The organism is Vreelandella neptunia (genome assembly GCF_034479615.1).
GTDB lineage: Bacteria > Pseudomonadota > Gammaproteobacteria > Pseudomonadales > Halomonadaceae > Vreelandella > Vreelandella neptunia.
The window spans coordinates 3,700,108-3,717,925 of sequence record NZ_CP140255.1 but is presented as its reverse complement, the minus strand read 5'-3'; the positions used below and the strand labels follow the sequence as shown (position 1 = coordinate 3,717,925).

The following is a 17,818-nucleotide window of genomic DNA, read 5'->3' as shown; positions in this document are numbered from 1 at the left end:
GCCATGCAAGATATTGCCACGCATCAAGATGACGCCAAAAACGACTACCCGATGGGTGGGCCGGTTCGCCATGAAGATCATATAAAAGACAGCGGCGTTGAGCAGTTGGTGCATAGCCATGCCCAGCACCTGAATGCTGACGAGGACTACTGGTTTCGACTGCGCGGGCACAACTTAAACCCGCTGGTCGATGCCTCGAGCAGCCTGCTGGGCATGGCGGTGCGCGTCCGTCAGGTGGACGGCGCTGATGATATCGAGCGCTTATATCGCCAGGTGGTGGACGAAATTGCCTCCATCGAAATTGAACTAACCGAGCAGGGGTATGACCGCCCGACACTGCTCGCCTTCCGCTATGTGCTTTGCTCGTTTATCGATGAAACCGTGATGGGCATGCCCTGGGGTCGCCAGAGCGTGTGGGCCGAGCACTCACTGCTGGCGAGGTTTCATAATGAAACCTGGGGGGGCGAAAAAGTCTTCTCTATCCTCGCGCGGCTGCAGCAAGAGCCTCATCGCTATCGCGACATGCTGGCCTTTATCTATTTGTGCCTGTGCCTTGGGTTTGAGGGGCGCTACCGGGTAAAAACCCACGGTCGTGAAGAGTACGAACAAATTGTACGCGCGCTTGGCGATCAACTGGCGTCACTTGATGAGCCGCCAGACGAGATGCTGACCCAGCCACTTAGGCATGTGGTGAAAGGGCGTGGCAAAGGAATGCATGAGGGGTTACCGCTGTGGGCCATCTTTGCTCTGTTCGGCGTTACGTTGGTGGGTATTTATTTGGGGCTTTCTTGGTCGCTGGATCAGCAGGCTGAGCAAGTCAGAGCTTTACTCGATCAGATTTATCGTTAGGAGATAGCATGCTTAGGGTAGAGCTACCGGCGCTTATTAGTCGACTGAATGGAATTTCTCGTCATGGCCTCGAGCAGGCCGCCGTGCTGTGCGCAGAGCAGCAAGCACCGGAGGTGACCACCGGTCACCTGCTGCTGGCGCTGGTCGACCAGCCGCTATGTGATGTGCGCTTACTGTTGGAAACGCTTGATATTGATGTCGAGGAGCTGCGCGCAAGAATGGCTGAGGAGAGCCGTCCGCCGCGTGACCTTGAGGTATCGACACCCAGCTTTTCGCCGTTATTAGTAGAGCTGCTGCAGGACGCGTGGTTACTAGCGGCCACCGAGTACGGACATCAAGCGCTTCGCAGCGGCGTGCTTTTCACGGCGCTACTGCACAACGCCCCGCGTTACTTAGGGCCGAAGAGCACGGCGCTGCTGGAAGAGATCAATCGCGAAAACCTACGCCGCCACTTGGAGCGTCTTACGGCCGATTCAGCCGAAGCGCCTCGGGACGGTGCCGACGCTAAACAACGCCAAACTGCCCAGCCTGCTGGCGATGACAGTGCGCTTGCCCGTTTTGCTACCTCGCTGACCGAACAGGCGCGCAATGGTGAGCTTGACCCTGTCCTTGGGCGTGACCCGGAAATCGACCAAATGCTCGATATCCTGGGGCGTCGGCGCAAAAACAACCCCATTGTAATTGGCGATGCCGGGGTGGGTAAAAGTGCAGTGGTAGAAGGTTTAGCGGCACGCATTGTGGCTGGGCAGGTACCCGCTGCGCTGGCAGATGTTGAGCTGCTGACCCTTGACCTAGGTGCGCTGCAAGCCGGTGCCGCGGTGAAAGGCGAGTTTGAGAAGCGCCTGAAAGCGGTGATTGACGAAGTCAAAAATGCTCCGCGCCCTACGCTGTTATTTATAGATGAAGCGCACACGCTGATCGGTGCTGGTAACCAGGAAGGCGGCGGTGACGCGGCCAACTTGCTCAAGCCTGCCCTGGCCCGTGGGGAACTGCGTACTATCGCCGCTACTACCTGGCGTGAGTACAAAAAGTACTTTGAAAAAGACCCGGCACTCTCGCGGCGTTTCCAGCCCATTGCGCTTTCCGAGCCAAGCGTTGAGCAAGCGCTGGTCATCCTGCGCGGTTTGCGGGATGTGTATGAGCGCGCCCATGGCGTGCTGATCGGCGACAGCGGCCTGCGTGCTGCTGCTGCGCTTTCTGCCCGTTACCTGGCCGGTCGGCAACTGCCCGATAAGGCCATTGATGTGTTGGATACCGCCTGTACCCGATTGGCGCAGGCCCTGGATACCCCGCCCCGTAAGCTAAGCCACTTACAGAGTGAGCATATCGCCGCGCTACGTGAGCGTGACCAGGTCGAGCGTGAACGTCTGCTGGGGCGTGAACCCGATAGCGAGCGCCACCACGACTTAACCGAACGTTTAGCCAAGCTGGAAGAGGAGTTGGCAAGCCTGGAAGCCGCCTGGCAAGCGCAGCGCGAATGCGTCGATGCCATTGTGGCGCTACATCGCCAGCTGCTAGAGGCAACGGAGGGCGATGCCGTTGATCAACTTCCCGAGGGCGTTCATCAAGAACTCGCCGAACGGGAGCAGCAGTTGGCCCAGCTGCAAGAGACGTTTGCACTGGTTAATCCTAGCGTTGAAGAGGCGCAAATTGCTCAGGTGATTGGCGATTGGACCGGTGTGCCGGTCGAGCGCATGACCAGCGACGAGCTAACCCGGCTCACCGAACTGCCGACCCATCTGGATGCGCTAATCCAGGGGCAGGGCAGTGCCATTGAGCGTATCCATCGCCACTTGCTAACCGCGCGTGCGGATCTGCGCCGCCCGGGGCGGCCATTGGGCGCATTTCTGCTGGTAGGCCCCAGCGGCGTGGGTAAAACCGAAACCGTGGTGCAAATCGCCGACCAGCTGTATGGCGGTCGTCAGTTTCTTACCACGATCAATATGTCGGAATACCAAGAGAAGCACACGGTTTCACGTCTGATTGGTTCGCCGCCGGGGTATGTAGGGTTTGGGGAAGGCGGGCTACTCACCGAAGCGATCCGCCAGCGCCCTTACTCGGTGGTGCTGCTGGACGAAGTCGAAAAAGCCCATCCCGATGTGCTTAACCTCTTCTACCAAGCGTTTGATAAAGGCGAACTGGCCGACGGGGAAGGGCGCGTGATCGATTGCAAAAACGTGCTGTTTTTCCTGACCTCTAACCTGGGCTACGAAGCCATCGTTAGCTATGGCGATGACCCCGCGGCGCTGGATGCCGCGCTCTACCCGGTGCTGGCTGAGTTCTTCAAACCGGCGCTATTAGCGCGTATGGAAGTAGTGCCTTACTTGCCGCTGAACGGCGATACCCTGCGCGACATCGTCAAGGCCAAGCTGGATACCTTGGCAACACGCATCCGTGAGCGCCATCGCCATGCCGAAGTGGTGCTGGATGACAGCCTGGCCGAGGCAATTTGCAAACGTGCGACGCGGAGTGAAAACGGCGCGCGGATGCTGGAGTCGGTGATCGATGGTGAACTGCTGCCGCCGCTTTCCCGTGCCCTGCTTGAGCGTATGGCGCGGCGCGAGAACGTCAGCCGGGTAGTGCTGGGCACGGATGCCGACAGCGGCGTCTTTACTGCGGAGGTGGCATAGCGCCATGCAGGTAAAGGCTCTTGACCAGCGCTCCGCTAGCGATGCACAGCCTTTAGCCGGGCTGGCGGCTATGCCCATGGCGCTTGCGCTGGTTGAAAGTACCACTCCACGGGAGCTGCGTTTACGCAGCCGCCAACTGCTGGGTAATAGCCTGGGTCTGGCGTGGGTAGAGTGCCTCTATCTAGACAGCAGCGGTCGCTGGGTGGGCCGTGATAATAGTGAGGCGCGCTTCAACTGTGATGAGTTTAGTCACCCCTACGCCCATGCCATCCGCACCGGTAAACCGGTGACACTGGGCGTGGGGGAGGCGCGTACCCGGCTTGATCATCCCGGTTTTCAAGCCCAAATAGCCTCCCTTAGCGGTGATTTGCGGCTACACGTGAGGCCGTTACGACTCCAGGACAGTTCCCGTGAGTGGCTAGGCGTGCTGGCCTTCGTCACAGAAGCGGCAACCTTGACGAAACTTATGGAGTGTAGCGATTTTGTCGCTTTTGAGGCCCTGTTGTGCCGGTTGTGGTCGCGCCTGGCAAGTAGTCAGGGAGAGCGACAGAAATCAGCAGTATTGCGTGACTCGTTAGCCAAGCTCAACGACAACACCCGGCGCCAGGGGTTAGCGGCCAAGCTGGCGAGTGATTTGCTGGGTAACTCCATTGCCATGCAAGAGCTTCGGCAGCAGGTGATTCGTGCGGCCGAAACCAATTTAGCGGTGCTACTGCAGGGCGAAACCGGCACCGGCAAAGACGTCGTGGCGAGAGCGATTCACCGTTTCTCGGCACGCGCCAAGGCGCCGTTTATGGCGATTAACTGTGCCGCGATTCCCGAGTCGCTGCTGGAGTCGGAGCTGTTCGGCCACTCTAAAGGGGCGTTTTCAGGCGCTGACCAGGCCAGGGAAGGGCTCATCGCCCAAGCCGATGGCGGTACGCTGTTTCTGGATGAAATCGGCGATATGCCGCTAGCGCTGCAAGCCAAACTGCTCAGGGTACTGGAGAGCGGCCGTTATCGGCCCCTAGGGTCGAATGAAGAACGCTGTGCAGACCTGCGTCTGATAGCGGCTACCCACCAGCCGCTACGCGAGCAGATCAAACAGCAGCGGTTTCGCGCTGACCTCTACTATCGCTTAGGCCAATTCCCGCTTTCACTGCCTTCACTGTCGGCACGGCGTGAAGACATCGCCTTTCTGGCCGAGCACTTTGTTGCTGATTTCTGTGCCCGGGAAGAACGCAGTGAGATGGGCATCACACCTGCCGCGTTGCGGCAGCTAAAAGAGCGTGATTACCCCGGCAACGTGCGCGAGCTCAAAAACTTGATCGATTATGCCTGCGCCATGACCCCTGCCGGTGGTGATATTGAAGCCTTGCTCCTGCCCAGCGATACCGCCAGTGGTGCTGATTCAGCGACACCAGAAACCAGCGCCACGCTGAGTAAGATCCATGATCTGCGCCAAGCGGTTCGCGATTATGAAGCGCAACTGATTAGCCAGCGATTGCTTTACTACGGCGGGAATCGTGCCCTTGCAGCAGAGAGCCTGGGAATACCCAAGCGAACGCTCTCCCATAAATGCCAATTGCTAGAACTGGATGCTAAATGAACGTGACATTCGTAAGTTGCCGATGGCAGCACAGGCTATTGATTTGCCTTTGGCTATTAAGCATGAGCAGCGCACTACAAGCAGAGGATAGCGCAGCTGTATTGGAACAGGCGCATCAGTGCGGCCAAGAAAGCTCGCGTTTGGATCGCCTGGGATGCTACGACAATCTGTTCCTGGACGAGCAGAGCACACCGAGTGATAGCGCTGAACTGCCGCCACTTTGGCACGCAGTGGTCAGCCAAGAGGAGAAACGCAATCCCGATGACTTTGGCCTGATAGTCAGCGCTGAGGGAAGCCAGGTATTAATGACGGTGCCCGCACGGGGCACAACGCCTCCACGGCCTGTTTTGGTACTGGCCTGCGAGAAGCTAATTACCCGTTTCCAGGTGCACCTGCCCAATGCCTTGGATACCCCCCGCGTGTCGTTGCGGGTCGTCGCGGATGGGCGTGATGTCTCTCAACAGTGGCGAGTGCGTGATGACGGCCACGTGGTAAGCGGTGGGCGCGGCCTGCCCGCCATTGAAACGCTGCGGCAATTATTGAGCGCCAACGAGCTTGTGTTGAGTAGCGACGCAGCGGCACTGGACGGGCTGCGTTTTGATGTATCAGGACTGCGTCAGCAAATTCAACCGCTTCGCAGCGCCTGTCGCTGGTAGTGGGTAGAGGAGTTCGTGATGCGTATAACGGCGGATAGCCACCTTGAACCCCTGCTAGCGCCTCTGCCCGCCAATGAGCAAGGCGAGGAGATCGGCGTCGTGCTGGAGGACAGCGCCGACTACCTGCGTCTTGAAGCTGAAATGATGAAAGTCGGTTCATTGCAGCACCAAGACGTCGATTGGGATACGGCAGAAGCATTAGCAATCACTATGCTCAGCCACAAAGGCAAAGACCTAAAGGTGTTGGGACACTTGCTGCACTGCCTGCAGCATGAAGGCAATGGCGTGCGTTTCGCGCTTTCCCTAAGGCTGCTGACCGGCTGCCTTGAAGCCTGGTGGGCGTTGGCATACCCCTTCAATGGCGCACGTGGGGCTAAGTTGCGGCCCAGGCTGTTCCAGCAATTTACCCAACGCACGCTGAAGCTTGCCGCAGGCCTCGACTTCCACAATGCCGAGGATGAGTTTCTGGCCTGCCGCCAATCGTTGGAAAAACTGCAAACGTTAGCCGCGGACAAGCAGTTACCCGCTGACTCACTTGACGAGCTGATGCGCCTGCTGGATGAAAAGCAGCCTAATCAAAACCGTGCTGCATCGGCTTCTCAAGGCGGCGACGCTTCCGGTAGCGATGCACGGACGGCCGCGTCTTCTTCCTCCAACGGTGCTGAAAAGGTTGAGCAGCCCGGTGGGGCAAAAGTCCCCGAACTGCGTCTGGAGGCGGGCAATGAGCGCGCCAACCGCCAGTCTCTGCTCAAAATGGCCGATTTTCTAAACGAGCAAAACCCGGGCGAGCCGCTGGCATACCGCTTGCGTCGCTATGCCATCTGGAGCGCCATCCAGGCGTTACCTGCTGCACGGGAAGGGGGGCGTACCGAGTTAGCCCCCGTGGCTGCTGATCGGGTAGCGGATTATCGAGAGGCGCTTTCCCGGGGCGGTGACGAAGCGCTTTGGCAGCGCATAGAGAAAAGCGTTGCGGTCAGCCCCTACTGGCTAGAAGGACACCGCTTGAGTGCCGAGCTGGCCAAGCGCCTAGGGCGGCCGCGCTGCGCTGAGGCTATTCGCGATGAGTCGGTGCGGTTCGTGGAAAGGCTCCCCGGTATTGAGTCGTTAACGTTTAACGATGGCTCGCCTTTTTTAGATAAGGAAACGCAGCAGTGGCTGTATAGCGGCGCGGGCAGCGGCGCAAATGACGGCGCCGGTGGCGGTGAAGCATGGCACGCGGGGTTAGAGGAAGCGCGTGGATATATAGGGAGTGAAGGGTTAGGGCCTGCCTTGCAGGTGCTTGACCAGGGGTTAGCGTCGGCACGCTCCTTGCGCGAGAGCACGTACTGGCGCTTGGCCAGCGCTGATTTGCTGCAGGAGGCGGGGCTAGAAACACTCGCCCAGCAGCACTACAGCACGCTGCACCAAACTGTTAGTGAACTTGATTTAGAGCAGTGGGAACCAGCGCTGGTTTCGCGGCTTCAGGCATCGCTTAGGACATGACCTCAGGGTATGGCAACGATGATCGACTTTATCACTAGGGACGAGGATTAAAGGCTCATGTGGGGAACATTGAAATCAAGGCTGAGCCGCTGGGTGCCCGGCTTTTCACGTGCACAGAGCACGCATAATCGCGCCAAGGCGCAGGCTAACAGAGTCAAAGGACTGGGGCGGTTTTCCATGGCCATGTGGGCTGTGGGCATCGTGCTTCTGTTAGTGGCTATCTGGTGGTTAGGGCCTAGCTGGGAAGTGCGAGACAGCTACCCATTAGGCCCCTGGGTCAATCGGTTACTGGCCACCTTGGCGCTGGTAACGTTAGTGGCGGTGATTTGGGGCGTTCGGCTTTCCCGTCGACTGCGCGAAGCCGATGAGCTCGCGCAGGATAGGGAGTCGCTGCAGTCGGACCCCATCCAGGAAAGTATCGACCAGCAGGAAACCTCGCTGAACAGCGTGCTATCCGAAATCATTGATAGCGTTGGCGGTGGGGACAGCAGCCGCTATCGTCTTCCCTGGTATTTGGTCATGGGGGTCGAAAACGCGGGCAAAACCAGCTTGGTCAATCGCTCGGGGCAAAATTTCGCGCTGTCCAATGTCATGAAAGCCTCTGGCATCAGCAGCAAGAAAAACCGCTTTGGTTTTGACTGGTGGATTGGCGATAAAGCGATACTCATCGACCCTGATGGCGAGTTATTGACTCAAGGCGCACTGGAAACGGGCGAGCCTGTCGAACTGAATAGCCGCCTATGGGATCACTTTACTGAGTGGCTAGAGCGTAACCGACCTCGCCGCCCGCTGGACGGCGTTGTGCTTGTGTTGGATCTAGCCCGTCTTAGCCACGCCCAGGTAGCCGTTCGTAAAGCGTACGCGACGCTGTTACGCAGCCGTCTACGCGAGTTGATGGAGCGCCACGGCAGCCGGTTACCGGTTTACGTCACCTTCAGTAAAATGGATTTGCTGCACGGTTTTGACGATTTCTTCCGCCATTACTCCCGTGCTGCCCGGCGAGCGCCGTTAGGCTTTACCTTCTCGGCTAAATCCATCGATACACCGGGAAAGTGGGAAGAAGAGTTCGCCGCCGCTTACGACAATATGCTGGAGCGCCTTAACCGCGCAATGCCCACCATGCTGGCAGAGTGCCGCGACCGGGAAGAACGGGAATCGGTATTTCGCTTTGTGCGCCAGCTAGCAGGGCTGCGCGATGTGCTGCTCGGTTTCCTCAACGAGGCGCTCTCCAGCGACCGCTTTTCCACCGCGGCGATTGTACGCGGCACGTATTTCACCTCGGTTTATCAGCAGGGGGTGCCTGAAGATCCTTTCGTTGATGCAGCGGCCCGCCGTTATGGCATGTCCGAAAGTGTTCAGCCTGCGCACCGTGCGACGCGCAGCGCCCTGTACTTCACTGAAGAACTGTTTGAGAAAGTCATTTATCCAGAAGCGGGGCTGGCCGGTGATAACGCCAAAGTAGCCCGCCGCCGCCAGCGCACTCGCCAGGCGTGTCTTGTTGCGTGCATGTTAGTGAGTGCGGTAATGATAGGTGGGTGGAGTCATTTCTATCAGAAAAACGCGGCCTCGCTTTCCACCGTCGAGCATCGGGCGGAAACCTTCCTGGCCACTCACCCCGAAGAGTTTCAGAGCGACGACCCAACGGGCTACGAAATGCTGGCGCCGTTGGATCGCCTGCGCGATGCGATGCAAACTTTCGAGGGCTACCGAACGCACACGCCGTTCCTGGCTGATATGGGGCTTTATCAAGGCCACATTATTGGTGGCCAGTTAGAGAATGCTTACCTCGCCATGTTGGAGTACCAATTCCTACCGGCGTTGATGGTGGGCATCATGGATGATATGAATCGCGAAGAGGAGGGCAGTAACGCCAAGCTGGCGCTGCTGCGCATCTTGCGCATGATGTCTGACGCCAGCGGCCGCCAGCCCGAACGTGTACACGACTATATGGCTCAACGTTGGCAAGGCGACTTTCCTCAGCGTGGTGAAATCCAGGATCGCTTACTGGTGCATTTAGATTACGCCCTGCAGCACAGCGATTTGGAAAGCCGGGTCGCCGCTGGTCATCGGCGCGCTGAATATGCCATGGCGCCACTACGCGGCAGCTTAGTCGCCGCGATTGACGACCTATCACGCCTGCCGATGGATGAGCGGGTCTACGCCACCATGAAAGCTGACAGTAGCCGTCGCGGAGACCCTCTCGATTTGCGCCGTCAGGTGGGGTCGATGTTCAACACGGTGTTTATGGCGCGTAACGATGAGCCCTCGTATGTGCAGCTGCCGTATCTGGTTACCCGGGGTGGCTTCGAAAATCACTTCCTGCAACAGCTTGATAGGGCAACCGAGCTAGCGCTTATTGACCTGTGGGTCTTGGATCAGCGCGAAGACATCAACTTCAGTAACGCTGACCGTCAGCAGTTGCAAGACGCCTTGCGTGACTATTATGTCAGTGACTATCGCGTGAGTTGGCGTGATGCCCTGCGCAACACCCAGCTTGTGCCCCTGCCGGACATCCACCAGGCGGCGGTGGTCGCCGACGCGCTGGTCAGCGCCGAGCGCCCGCTAGACCGTCTGTTAGCAGCGGTCGAGCATAATACCCGTCTCTATCCAGAACTGCCTGAAGATGACGAGGAAGCCCGTGAAGCGCTCCAGCGTTCACCGCGCTATCAGCTTGCTCACGATATCGAGCAGCAGTTTACCGCGATTAACAAGCTCTCCAACGCCCAAGAGGGTGACCCCTCCTCGTTGGAGGAGATCAAATCGGCGGTGACGGAGTTGCGCGATTACCTGCTCGATATAGAAGAGGCCAGCGACCCAGGGCGTGCTGCTTTCATCGGTGCGCGTGACCGCTTATCGCTGCGCGGCGATGATCCCATTTATCGCCTGCAACGTATCGCTGACAGCTCTCCCGAGCCGGTGGCGGGCATGCTGAAAAGCCTGGCGGATCAAAGCTGGCAGCTCATCATGGCAAGCGCTATCAGTCACCTGGAAAATATCTGGATAGATGAGGTAGTGGCGCCCTATCAAGAGCGTTTAGCCGGGCGCTATCCGCTGGTGCCCAGTGCAAGCCGGGATGCTTCGCTAAGCGACTTTGAAGCCTTCTTTGCCCCTGAAGGCATCCTCGACAACTTCTATCAGGATAACTTGCAGCCCTTTATCGAAGGTGCGCCTGAGCAACTGGTGGATACCCAGGGCAATTCGCTACTGCGTGAAAACGTGTTTGCCGCCGTGTCACAGGCGGAACAAATTCGCCGTGCCTACTTTGGCCCTGATGGTGCGCTAGACGTCGAGTTCTCTCTTGAGCCGATCAGCTTAAGCCCCGACAAGCGGCGCAGTGTGATCAGCGCCGATGGCCAGCTCATCGAGTACACCCATAGTGCCAGCAGCCGGGTATCGATGATTTGGCCTAATACGCTGCGTGGCGGCACTGATAGCCGCATTACCATGGTGCCCAGCCAGGTAAACCGCTCGCCGCGGAGTATGACCCGCGATGGCGCCTGGGCCTGGTTCCGGCTGTTGGAAGAGGCCAACATCACCAGCGTTAATGAGCGTGAGTTAGAGCTACGTTTCAACGTTGACGGGGGCGCTATGCGTTATCGCCTATTTACCGATAGCGCCCCCAATCCCTTTACCCGTTCGCCCGCCGCAGGCTTCCAGCTACCGTCAGCACTCTATGCAGAACGAGGCCCCTATGCTGACGAAACTTAAGCAGTGGCTCTCTCCCTCACCTAGCGCGACCCATGGCCACCCAGGTGGCCATGCGGATAGCGGCCCTAATGTTAATGGCCAAGCATCTTCGCGTGCACTTGAAAACGCCCGCGAAGGGGATATCGATAGTTTTATCGAAGCCGTCCAGCGTGCCGATGCAAAAGGGCATTCGCCCTGGGTACTGCGTGACAAGGCCTACCTGGATACGCTGCGTCGCGCGCTGGAATTTACCCTGCATCGCCAGGTGTGGTTGCAGCGCGAGCAAGAGCACGTTGAGCACTGGCAGGGGCGTTTACTCGCCCTGCGCCATGGGGATGGCCCGCCGCTGGGGATGGTGCTGGCGTGCCGACCCGATGACGAAGCCGCCTGGCAGCTGCGCTTCTTCTTTATCAGCGAAGAATGGAAAGGCAGCGGCCATGGTGCACGCCTGCTGACCGCTGCCCGGCTGAGCTTAAGCGGTGTGCCGCTACAAACGCGGCTACCGCTGGCGTGCCACACGGCGATTCAAAGCCTGGAAGCGGCGGGATTTCAGCGCATGTACGTTGATGCTTTTGAGGTAGCGAGCTACGAAGCGCCCGCTCAGTGGGATGTGAGACAGTGAAAAGGATTCTCATAGTGGCTGATGGTACCGGTCTGGGAGCAGTTTTAATATTATTTATGCCATAATGATATAACCACCTTTCAATAAAGAATTTCCCGCATTCTACAGCTATCGTTAGGCTTATAACTATTGTCCACGTCTACCAAAAGCGCCTGTTTGTTAACAGGCGCTTTTGGCATTGCAAAAGGTGAGTGTATGTCTACAACGACTGCTGCTGTGCCGCAGAGCTATCGCGTACCGCTGATAGCCACAGCGGCGATTGTGCTGGGTGCGTTGCTTATTGGGGTTGTCTTTGACGCTAATATTGGCCTGCTGATGATCGTCGGCGGGCTGTTTGGCATGGTGCTGTATCACGCTGCGTTTGGTTTTACCTCAGCGTGGCGGGTATTCATTACTGAGCGACGCGGGCGCGGCCTGCGTGCCCAAATGGTGATGCTGGCCATTGCAGTGGTGCTGTTTTTCCCTGCCTTGGGGGCGGGCTCCCTGTTTGGCAACGAAGTGTCGGGCTTTGTGGCGCCTATTGGTATCTCCGTGCTTGTGGGGGCGTTCCTGTTCGGTGTGGGCATGCAGTTGGGCGGCGGCTGTGCCTCCGGCACGCTGTTTACTGCGGGCGGTGGTAACGCACGCATGCTGATCACGTTGGTGTTCTTTATTGTCGGCTCGGTGATTGGCAGCGCGCATTTTGCCTGGTGGCAGAGCTTACCGGCCTTTCAACCGGTATCGCTGGTTAATGTCGCCGGGGTCAGTGGCGGGATCGCCATTAGCCTGGTGCTGTTTGCTGCTATTGCGGCGTTTACCTGGGTGATGGAGAAGCGTCGCCATGGTCAGTTAGAGCAGGCGCCTATGGTCGATAAGCATGGCTATGAGCGCTGGTTGACTGGGCCTTGGCCGTTAGTGGCGGGCGCGGTGGCGTTGGCGCTGCTCAACTTTGCCACCTTGGCATTGGCGGGCCGCCCTTGGGGAATTACCTCTGCGTTTGCGCTGTGGGGGGCTAAAGGCTTTGAGCTGGTGGGCGGCGATGTCAGCCAGTGGGGCTATTGGCAGTCCCCAGGTAACGCCGCGGCTCTTGAAGCCAGCGTATGGAGCGATATCACCACGGTAATGAACGTCGGCATTATGTTGGGCGCGCTGGCTGCTGCAAGCTTGGCGGGGCGCTTTGCGCCTAACTTCAGGATTCCGCTGAAATCTATCTTGGCCGCAGTTATTGGCGGCATCTTGCTGGGTTATGGCGCGCGTTTGGCGTTTGGCTGCAATATTGGTGCTTACTTCAGCGGCATTGCCTCTGGCAGCCTCCACGGTTGGGTATGGTTGGTAGCAGCGTTTGCCGGCAACATGTTTGGCGTTAAGCTGAGGCCGTTCTTTTTTGCTGGCGTAGAGGGCCGCAAACCTACCGCTAAAACGTGCTAAGGCGTCGTTGATGATATAGCTGATAACTTAGCTAATGGCATCGGTAAGGGAATAGTTAATAGTGTCATTACGCCTCGGTTTAGTCGCCCTAAATTGAGGCGTTTTTATGTCAACATGGTCGCTCTCTTCCACCTTTGTCGCAGGAGCATGTTACATTACGCTCAAACGCCGCAAACGCCCGATGTTGCTGCATTGCAGCAGTGATTGACATAAAAAAGAGAGTGCTTATGACTACCCAGAGTAGACGCCCCCTATACCTTCCTTACGCCGGTCCTTCTTTGCTCGAAATGCCGCTATTGAACAAAGGCAGCGCGTTTACTCAGCAGGAGCGCTTGGCGTTTAACCTGATTGGTTTGCTGCCGCAAAAGGTGGAAACCATTGAAGATCAGCTTGAGCGTGCCTATCGCCAGTACCAGCAGTGCCATAGCAGCCTTGAGAAGCATATACATCTTCGCGCCATTCAAGATGACAACGAAACGCTCTATTTCCGTCTCGTATCTCAGCACCTTGAAGAGATGCTGCCGATTATTTATACCCCCACGGTAGGGCAGGCGTGTCAGGAATTTTCCAATATTTACCGTAACCACCGCGGCCTGTTTATTAGCTACCCTGACCGCGAACATATGGATGATATCCTGCGCAGCGCCACTAAAGATAACGTCAAAGTGATCGTAGTGACGGACGGTGAGCGTATTCTTGGCCTTGGCGACCAGGGGATCGGGGGCATGGGTATCCCGATTGGTAAACTGGCACTATATACCGCCTGTGGCGGCATTAGCCCCGCCTACACGCTGCCGATCATGATTGATGTGGGCACTAACAACAAAGCGCTGCTGGACGACCCCATGTATATGGGCTGGCGGCATGAGCGGGTAGGGCAGGAAGAGTACGATGCGTTCATGGCGGAATTTATCGCTGCTGTGAAGCGCCGCTGGCCGAACGTGCTACTGCAGTTTGAGGACTTTGCCCAGGCCAATGCGGTACCGCTGTTAGAGCGCTACCGCAACGAGCTTTGCTGCTTCAATGACGATGTGCAGGGCACCGCCTCTGTGGTGGTCGGTACCTTGATGGCCGCTTGTCAGGCCCGGGAAGAGACCATTGCCCAGCAGCGTGTTGTGTTTGTAGGCGGTGGTTCGGCGGGCTGTGGGATTGCCGAGCAGGTGGTTGTTTCTATGGAAGCTGAAGGTTTGACTGAAAGCGAAGCACGGTCGCGTATTTATATTGTTGATCGCGACGGCTTGATGACCAGCGATCAAGAGTGGCAGCGCGACTTCCAGCGCCGGTTAGCCCACGACCCTTCGCTAGTCGCCGGGTGGAATGGCCAAGGCCTGGAAGAGACGATCGCGCAAATCAAACCGACGGTATTGATCGGCGTTTGCGGCCAGCGCGGTATCTTTACCGAGCAGGTGGTGCGCACCATGCATGCGGGCTGTGAACACCCGGTCATCATGCCGCTGTCTAATCCTACTTCCCAGGCAGAGGCCGTGCCAGAGGATGTTATTCGCTGGACCGACGGCCAAGCCTTGGTAGCGACCGGTAGCCCCTTTGCGCCGGTGGTTTACAACGGTCGCACTTATCCGATTGCCCAGTGCAACAATGCCTATATCTTCCCGGGCATTGGATTGGGCGTGATTGCTGCCAGTGCTAATCGAGTCACCGACGAGATGCTGATGAGTGCCTCACGGGCGCTGGCCCGTGAAGCGCCGCTGGTTAAAGAGGGCAAGGGTGCTTTGCTGCCGCCGCTGTCGCGTATTCGCGATATCAGCAAGTCGATTGCCTTTGAAGTCGCTGCTCAGGCACAGCAGAACGGGGTGGCGTTAAAAACCAGTGGTACAACGCTGCGCGAGCTAATCGAAAAAGCGTCCTGGACTCCGGATTACCGCACCTATCGCCGCCGCGCGTTTTAAGTGTTTGGCTAAAAAAAAGCCCCCACCGAGGTGGGGGCATGCAAGCATTGGTAGGTTTTACCCTTTAGGCTGCGCCGATCATCTTGCGCAACACGTAGTGAAGGATACCACCGTGACGGTAGTAAGCCAGCTCGTTTACCGTATCAATTCGGCACTTGGCATCAACGCTACGTTCCCCGTCGGCATTTTTGATCACGATTTTGACCGTGCCACCTGGCGTCAGGTCGCTTAAGCCGGCAATCGAAATCTCCTCATCCCCGGTTAATCCCAGCGTTTTACGGCTTTCGCCTTCGGCAAACTGCAGTGGTACAACGCCCATGCCGATCAGGTTAGAGCGGTGAATACGCTCGAAGGATTCGGCGATCACCGCGCGGACACCCAGCAAACGGGTACCTTTGGCCGCCCAATCCCTTGAAGAGCCGGTGCCGTACTCTTTACCGGCGATGACTACCAACGGTTTGCCTTCCTCTTTGTACTTCATGGCCGCATCGTAAATAGCCATCTGCTCACCGCTGGGTACGTGGCGTGTTTCACCGCCGACCACGCCATCGAGCATCTCATTCTTGATCCGCACGTTGGCGAAGGTGCCACGCATCATGACTTCATGGTTACCCCGGCGAGAGCCGTAGGAGTTGAAGTCCACCGGCTTAACGCCGTGTTCTTGCAGATATCGCCCGGCGGGGCTGTCAGGCTTGATGGCACCGGCAGGGGAGATATGGTCGGTGGTCACCGAATCACCCAACATGGCAAGTACACGGGCGCTGTGCACATCTTCAATGGCATCCGGTTCGCGGCCCATGCCTTCAAAGAAGGGCGGGTGCTGAATGTAGGTGGATTCAGGCCACTGATAGACCTTACTCTCTGACACGTCGATGGCTTTCCAGACGTCGTCACCCTCAAACACTGCGCCGTACTCTTTACGGAACATGGCGGTGTTGACCTGCTCAACGGCGCTGGCAATCTCTGCCTGGCTGGGCCAGATATCTTTGAGGTAGACCGGGTCGCCGTTACTGTCGTTGCCCAGTGGCTCCTGGGTAAGGTCAAGCTGGACATTGCCGGCCAGGGCGTAAGCCACCACCAGGGGTGGTGAAGCCAGCCAGTTGGTTTTGACCAACGGGTGTACGCGGCCTTCAAAGTTACGGTTACCGGAGAGCACAGAGGCTACGGCGAGGTCGCCGCTGTTGATCGCTTTTTCGATCTCATCGGGCAGCGGGCCGGAGTTACCGATACAGGTGGTGCAACCGTAGCCGACCAGGTTGAAGCCCAGTGCATCCAAGTCATCGTTTAATTCAGCGGCTTCCAGATAATCGGTGACCACTTTGGAACCCGGTGCTAAGGAGGTTTTCACCCAGGGCTTGGTGGTTAACCCCTTTTCACGCGCTTTGCGCGCCAGCAGCCCGGCGGCCATCATTACGCTGGGGTTAGAGGTGTTAGTGCACGAGGTAATCGCTGCAATCACTACCGCCCCTGGGTCAAGGCTGAAATCATGGTCATCAAGCTTAACGGCCTGGCTGGTGTCATGTTCGAAGCTGCGCGCCACCCCCACGGCGGTTTGGCCCCCTTCAGAGGAGAGTTTCCCCTTTGCGCTGGCATCCGCGTTGACGTCTTCTTGCATGAACTTATCAAAGGCCGCCGCCATGTCTTTCAGCGCCACGCGATCCTGAGGGCGTTTGGGGCCCGCTAAGCTGGCCTCTACCTCGGTCATGTCCAGTTCCAGGGCGTCGGTAAAGATCGGCTCATCGCTGGGTTCACGCCATAGCCCTTGGGCTTTGCTGTAGGCTTCCACCAGCGCGACTTGCTCATCTTCACGCCCTGTTAAGCGCATATAGTTCAGCGTTTCATCATCGACCGGGAAGAAACCACACGTAGCACCATACTCAGGGGCCATATTGGCGATAGTGGCGCGATCCGCTAGCGGCAGATCTTTCAAACCGTCGCCGTAAAACTCGACAAATTTACCCACTACCCCTTTTTTACGCAGCATTTCGGTAACGGTGAGTACTAGATCCGTGGCGGTGATACCTTCGCGAAGCTTGCCGGTTAATTTAAAGCCAATCACTTCGGGGATCAGCATCGACACCGGCTGCCCGAGCATGGCTGCTTCGGCTTCAATGCCGCCCACGCCCCAACCAAGCACGCCCAGGCCGTTGATCATGGTGGTGTGGGAGTCGGTGCCGACGAGGGTGTCGGGGTAGGCAAAGGTCTTACCGTCTTCGTCCTTAGTCCATACCGTTCTGCCTAGGTACTCTAGGTTGACCTGGTGGCAGATGCCGGTACCGGGGGGCACAACGCTAAAGTTGTCAAACGCCTGCTGGCCCCAGCGCAGAAACTCGTAGCGCTCGCGGTTGCGCTGCATTTCGATATCGACATTCTCTTGAAATGCAGCCGGGTTGCCGAACTTATCGACCATTACCGAGTGGTCGATCACAAGATCGACGGGGGAAAGGGGATTAATTTTCGCCGGGTCTTCGCCCAGGCTTTCAACCGCGGCCCGCATGGAGGCTAAATCCACCACGCCGGGCACGCCGGTAAAGTCCTGCATGAGTACCCGTGCCGGGCGGTAGCCGATTTCGCGGCTGGATTTGCCCTCGGCCTGCCAGTCGACCAGGGCCTGCATATCTTCTTGATCTACGCTTTCGTCATCGGCGAAGCGCAGCTGGTTTTCGAGTAGAATCTTGAGCGTCTTGGGTAGCCGGTCAATGTTGCCCAGGGTATCGGCCGCTTGGGGCAGGCTGTAGTAGTGATACGTTTTACTGCCAACCTCTAGGGTGCTTAGCGTATCGGGTATCTTGCTCATATCTCTCTCCTCTGGTTGCTGAGCGCTGAGCTCAGCGGGACGGTCACGATCTTTCTTTAGTATGGGTTTCCCCCAGTATGGCGTTGATTTAGTAATAACACATGGGTCTTTACACTAGGGCTTTCAAGGTTTCTTCGCCTAATAGCGTAGACGAAACCTTGCAATAGCTTGTACTTGACACCATTTCAGGCAG

The 17,818-nt window shown here is 57.6% G+C and carries 10 protein-coding genes; 9 read left to right on the top strand and 1 reads right to left on the bottom strand.

Features of this window, described 5'->3' with window-relative positions:
• The first annotated feature begins 3 nt into the window (after positions 1-3).
• From icmH to SR894_RS17240, 9 genes are all read left to right on the top strand, one after another.
• Positions 4-849: a type IVB secretion system protein IcmH/DotU gene (gene icmH, locus SR894_RS17280; RefSeq protein WP_246638221.1), complete on the top strand. Its 846-nt coding sequence runs from the start codon at positions 4-6 to the stop codon at positions 847-849.
• 8 nt (positions 850-857) lie between these two features.
• Complete coding sequence (gene tssH, locus SR894_RS17275) at positions 858-3,479, top strand: type VI secretion system ATPase TssH (protein WP_223288692.1); 2,622 nt, start codon at positions 858-860, stop codon at positions 3,477-3,479.
• Between the two features lie 4 nt (positions 3,480-3,483).
• Complete coding sequence (locus SR894_RS17270; RefSeq protein WP_223288693.1) at positions 3,484-5,067, top strand: sigma-54 interaction domain-containing protein; 1,584 nt, start codon at positions 3,484-3,486, stop codon at positions 5,065-5,067.
• 62 nt (positions 5,068-5,129) lie between these two features.
• Entirely contained in the window at positions 5,130-5,723 is a 594-nt protein-coding gene (gene vasI / locus SR894_RS17265; RefSeq protein ID WP_246638222.1) for a type VI secretion system-associated protein VasI, read from the top strand.
• An 18-nt stretch (positions 5,724-5,741) separates the two neighbouring features.
• On the top strand, positions 5,742-7,205 hold the full coding sequence (gene tssA / locus SR894_RS17260; protein ID WP_223288695.1) for a type VI secretion system protein TssA: 1,464 nt from the start codon (positions 5,742-5,744) through the stop codon (positions 7,203-7,205).
• Between the two features lie 177 nt (positions 7,206-7,382).
• Positions 7,383-10,913 carry a type VI secretion system membrane subunit TssM gene (tssM, locus tag SR894_RS17255; protein WP_246638223.1) on the top strand — a complete coding sequence of 1,177 codons (3,531 nt, stop codon included), beginning with the start codon at positions 7,383-7,385 and terminating at the stop codon, positions 10,911-10,913.
• On the top strand, positions 10,897-11,514 hold the full coding sequence (locus SR894_RS17250) for a GNAT family N-acetyltransferase (protein ID WP_246638224.1): 618 nt from the start codon (positions 10,897-10,899) through the stop codon (positions 11,512-11,514). Before tssM ends, SR894_RS17250 begins: the two co-directional genes overlap by 17 nt.
• Positions 11,515-11,709: 195 nt before the next feature.
• Positions 11,710-12,921, top strand: coding sequence for a YeeE/YedE family protein (locus tag SR894_RS17245; RefSeq protein ID WP_223288698.1), 1,212 nt, complete (start codon positions 11,710-11,712; stop codon positions 12,919-12,921).
• A 227-nt stretch (positions 12,922-13,148) separates the two neighbouring features.
• Positions 13,149-14,828 (top strand): NAD-dependent malic enzyme, encoded by a 1,680-nt coding sequence (locus tag SR894_RS17240; protein ID WP_246638225.1) that lies wholly within the window; start codon positions 13,149-13,151, stop codon positions 14,826-14,828.
• A gap of 64 nt (positions 14,829-14,892) precedes the next feature.
• Here the strand turns inward: SR894_RS17240 and acnA are convergent, their stop codons facing one another.
• Positions 14,893-17,625, bottom strand: a complete 2,733-nt coding sequence (acnA, locus tag SR894_RS17235; RefSeq protein ID WP_223288700.1) for an aconitate hydratase AcnA — start codon at positions 17,623-17,625, stop codon at positions 14,893-14,895.
• Positions 17,626-17,818 lie beyond the last annotated feature (193 nt).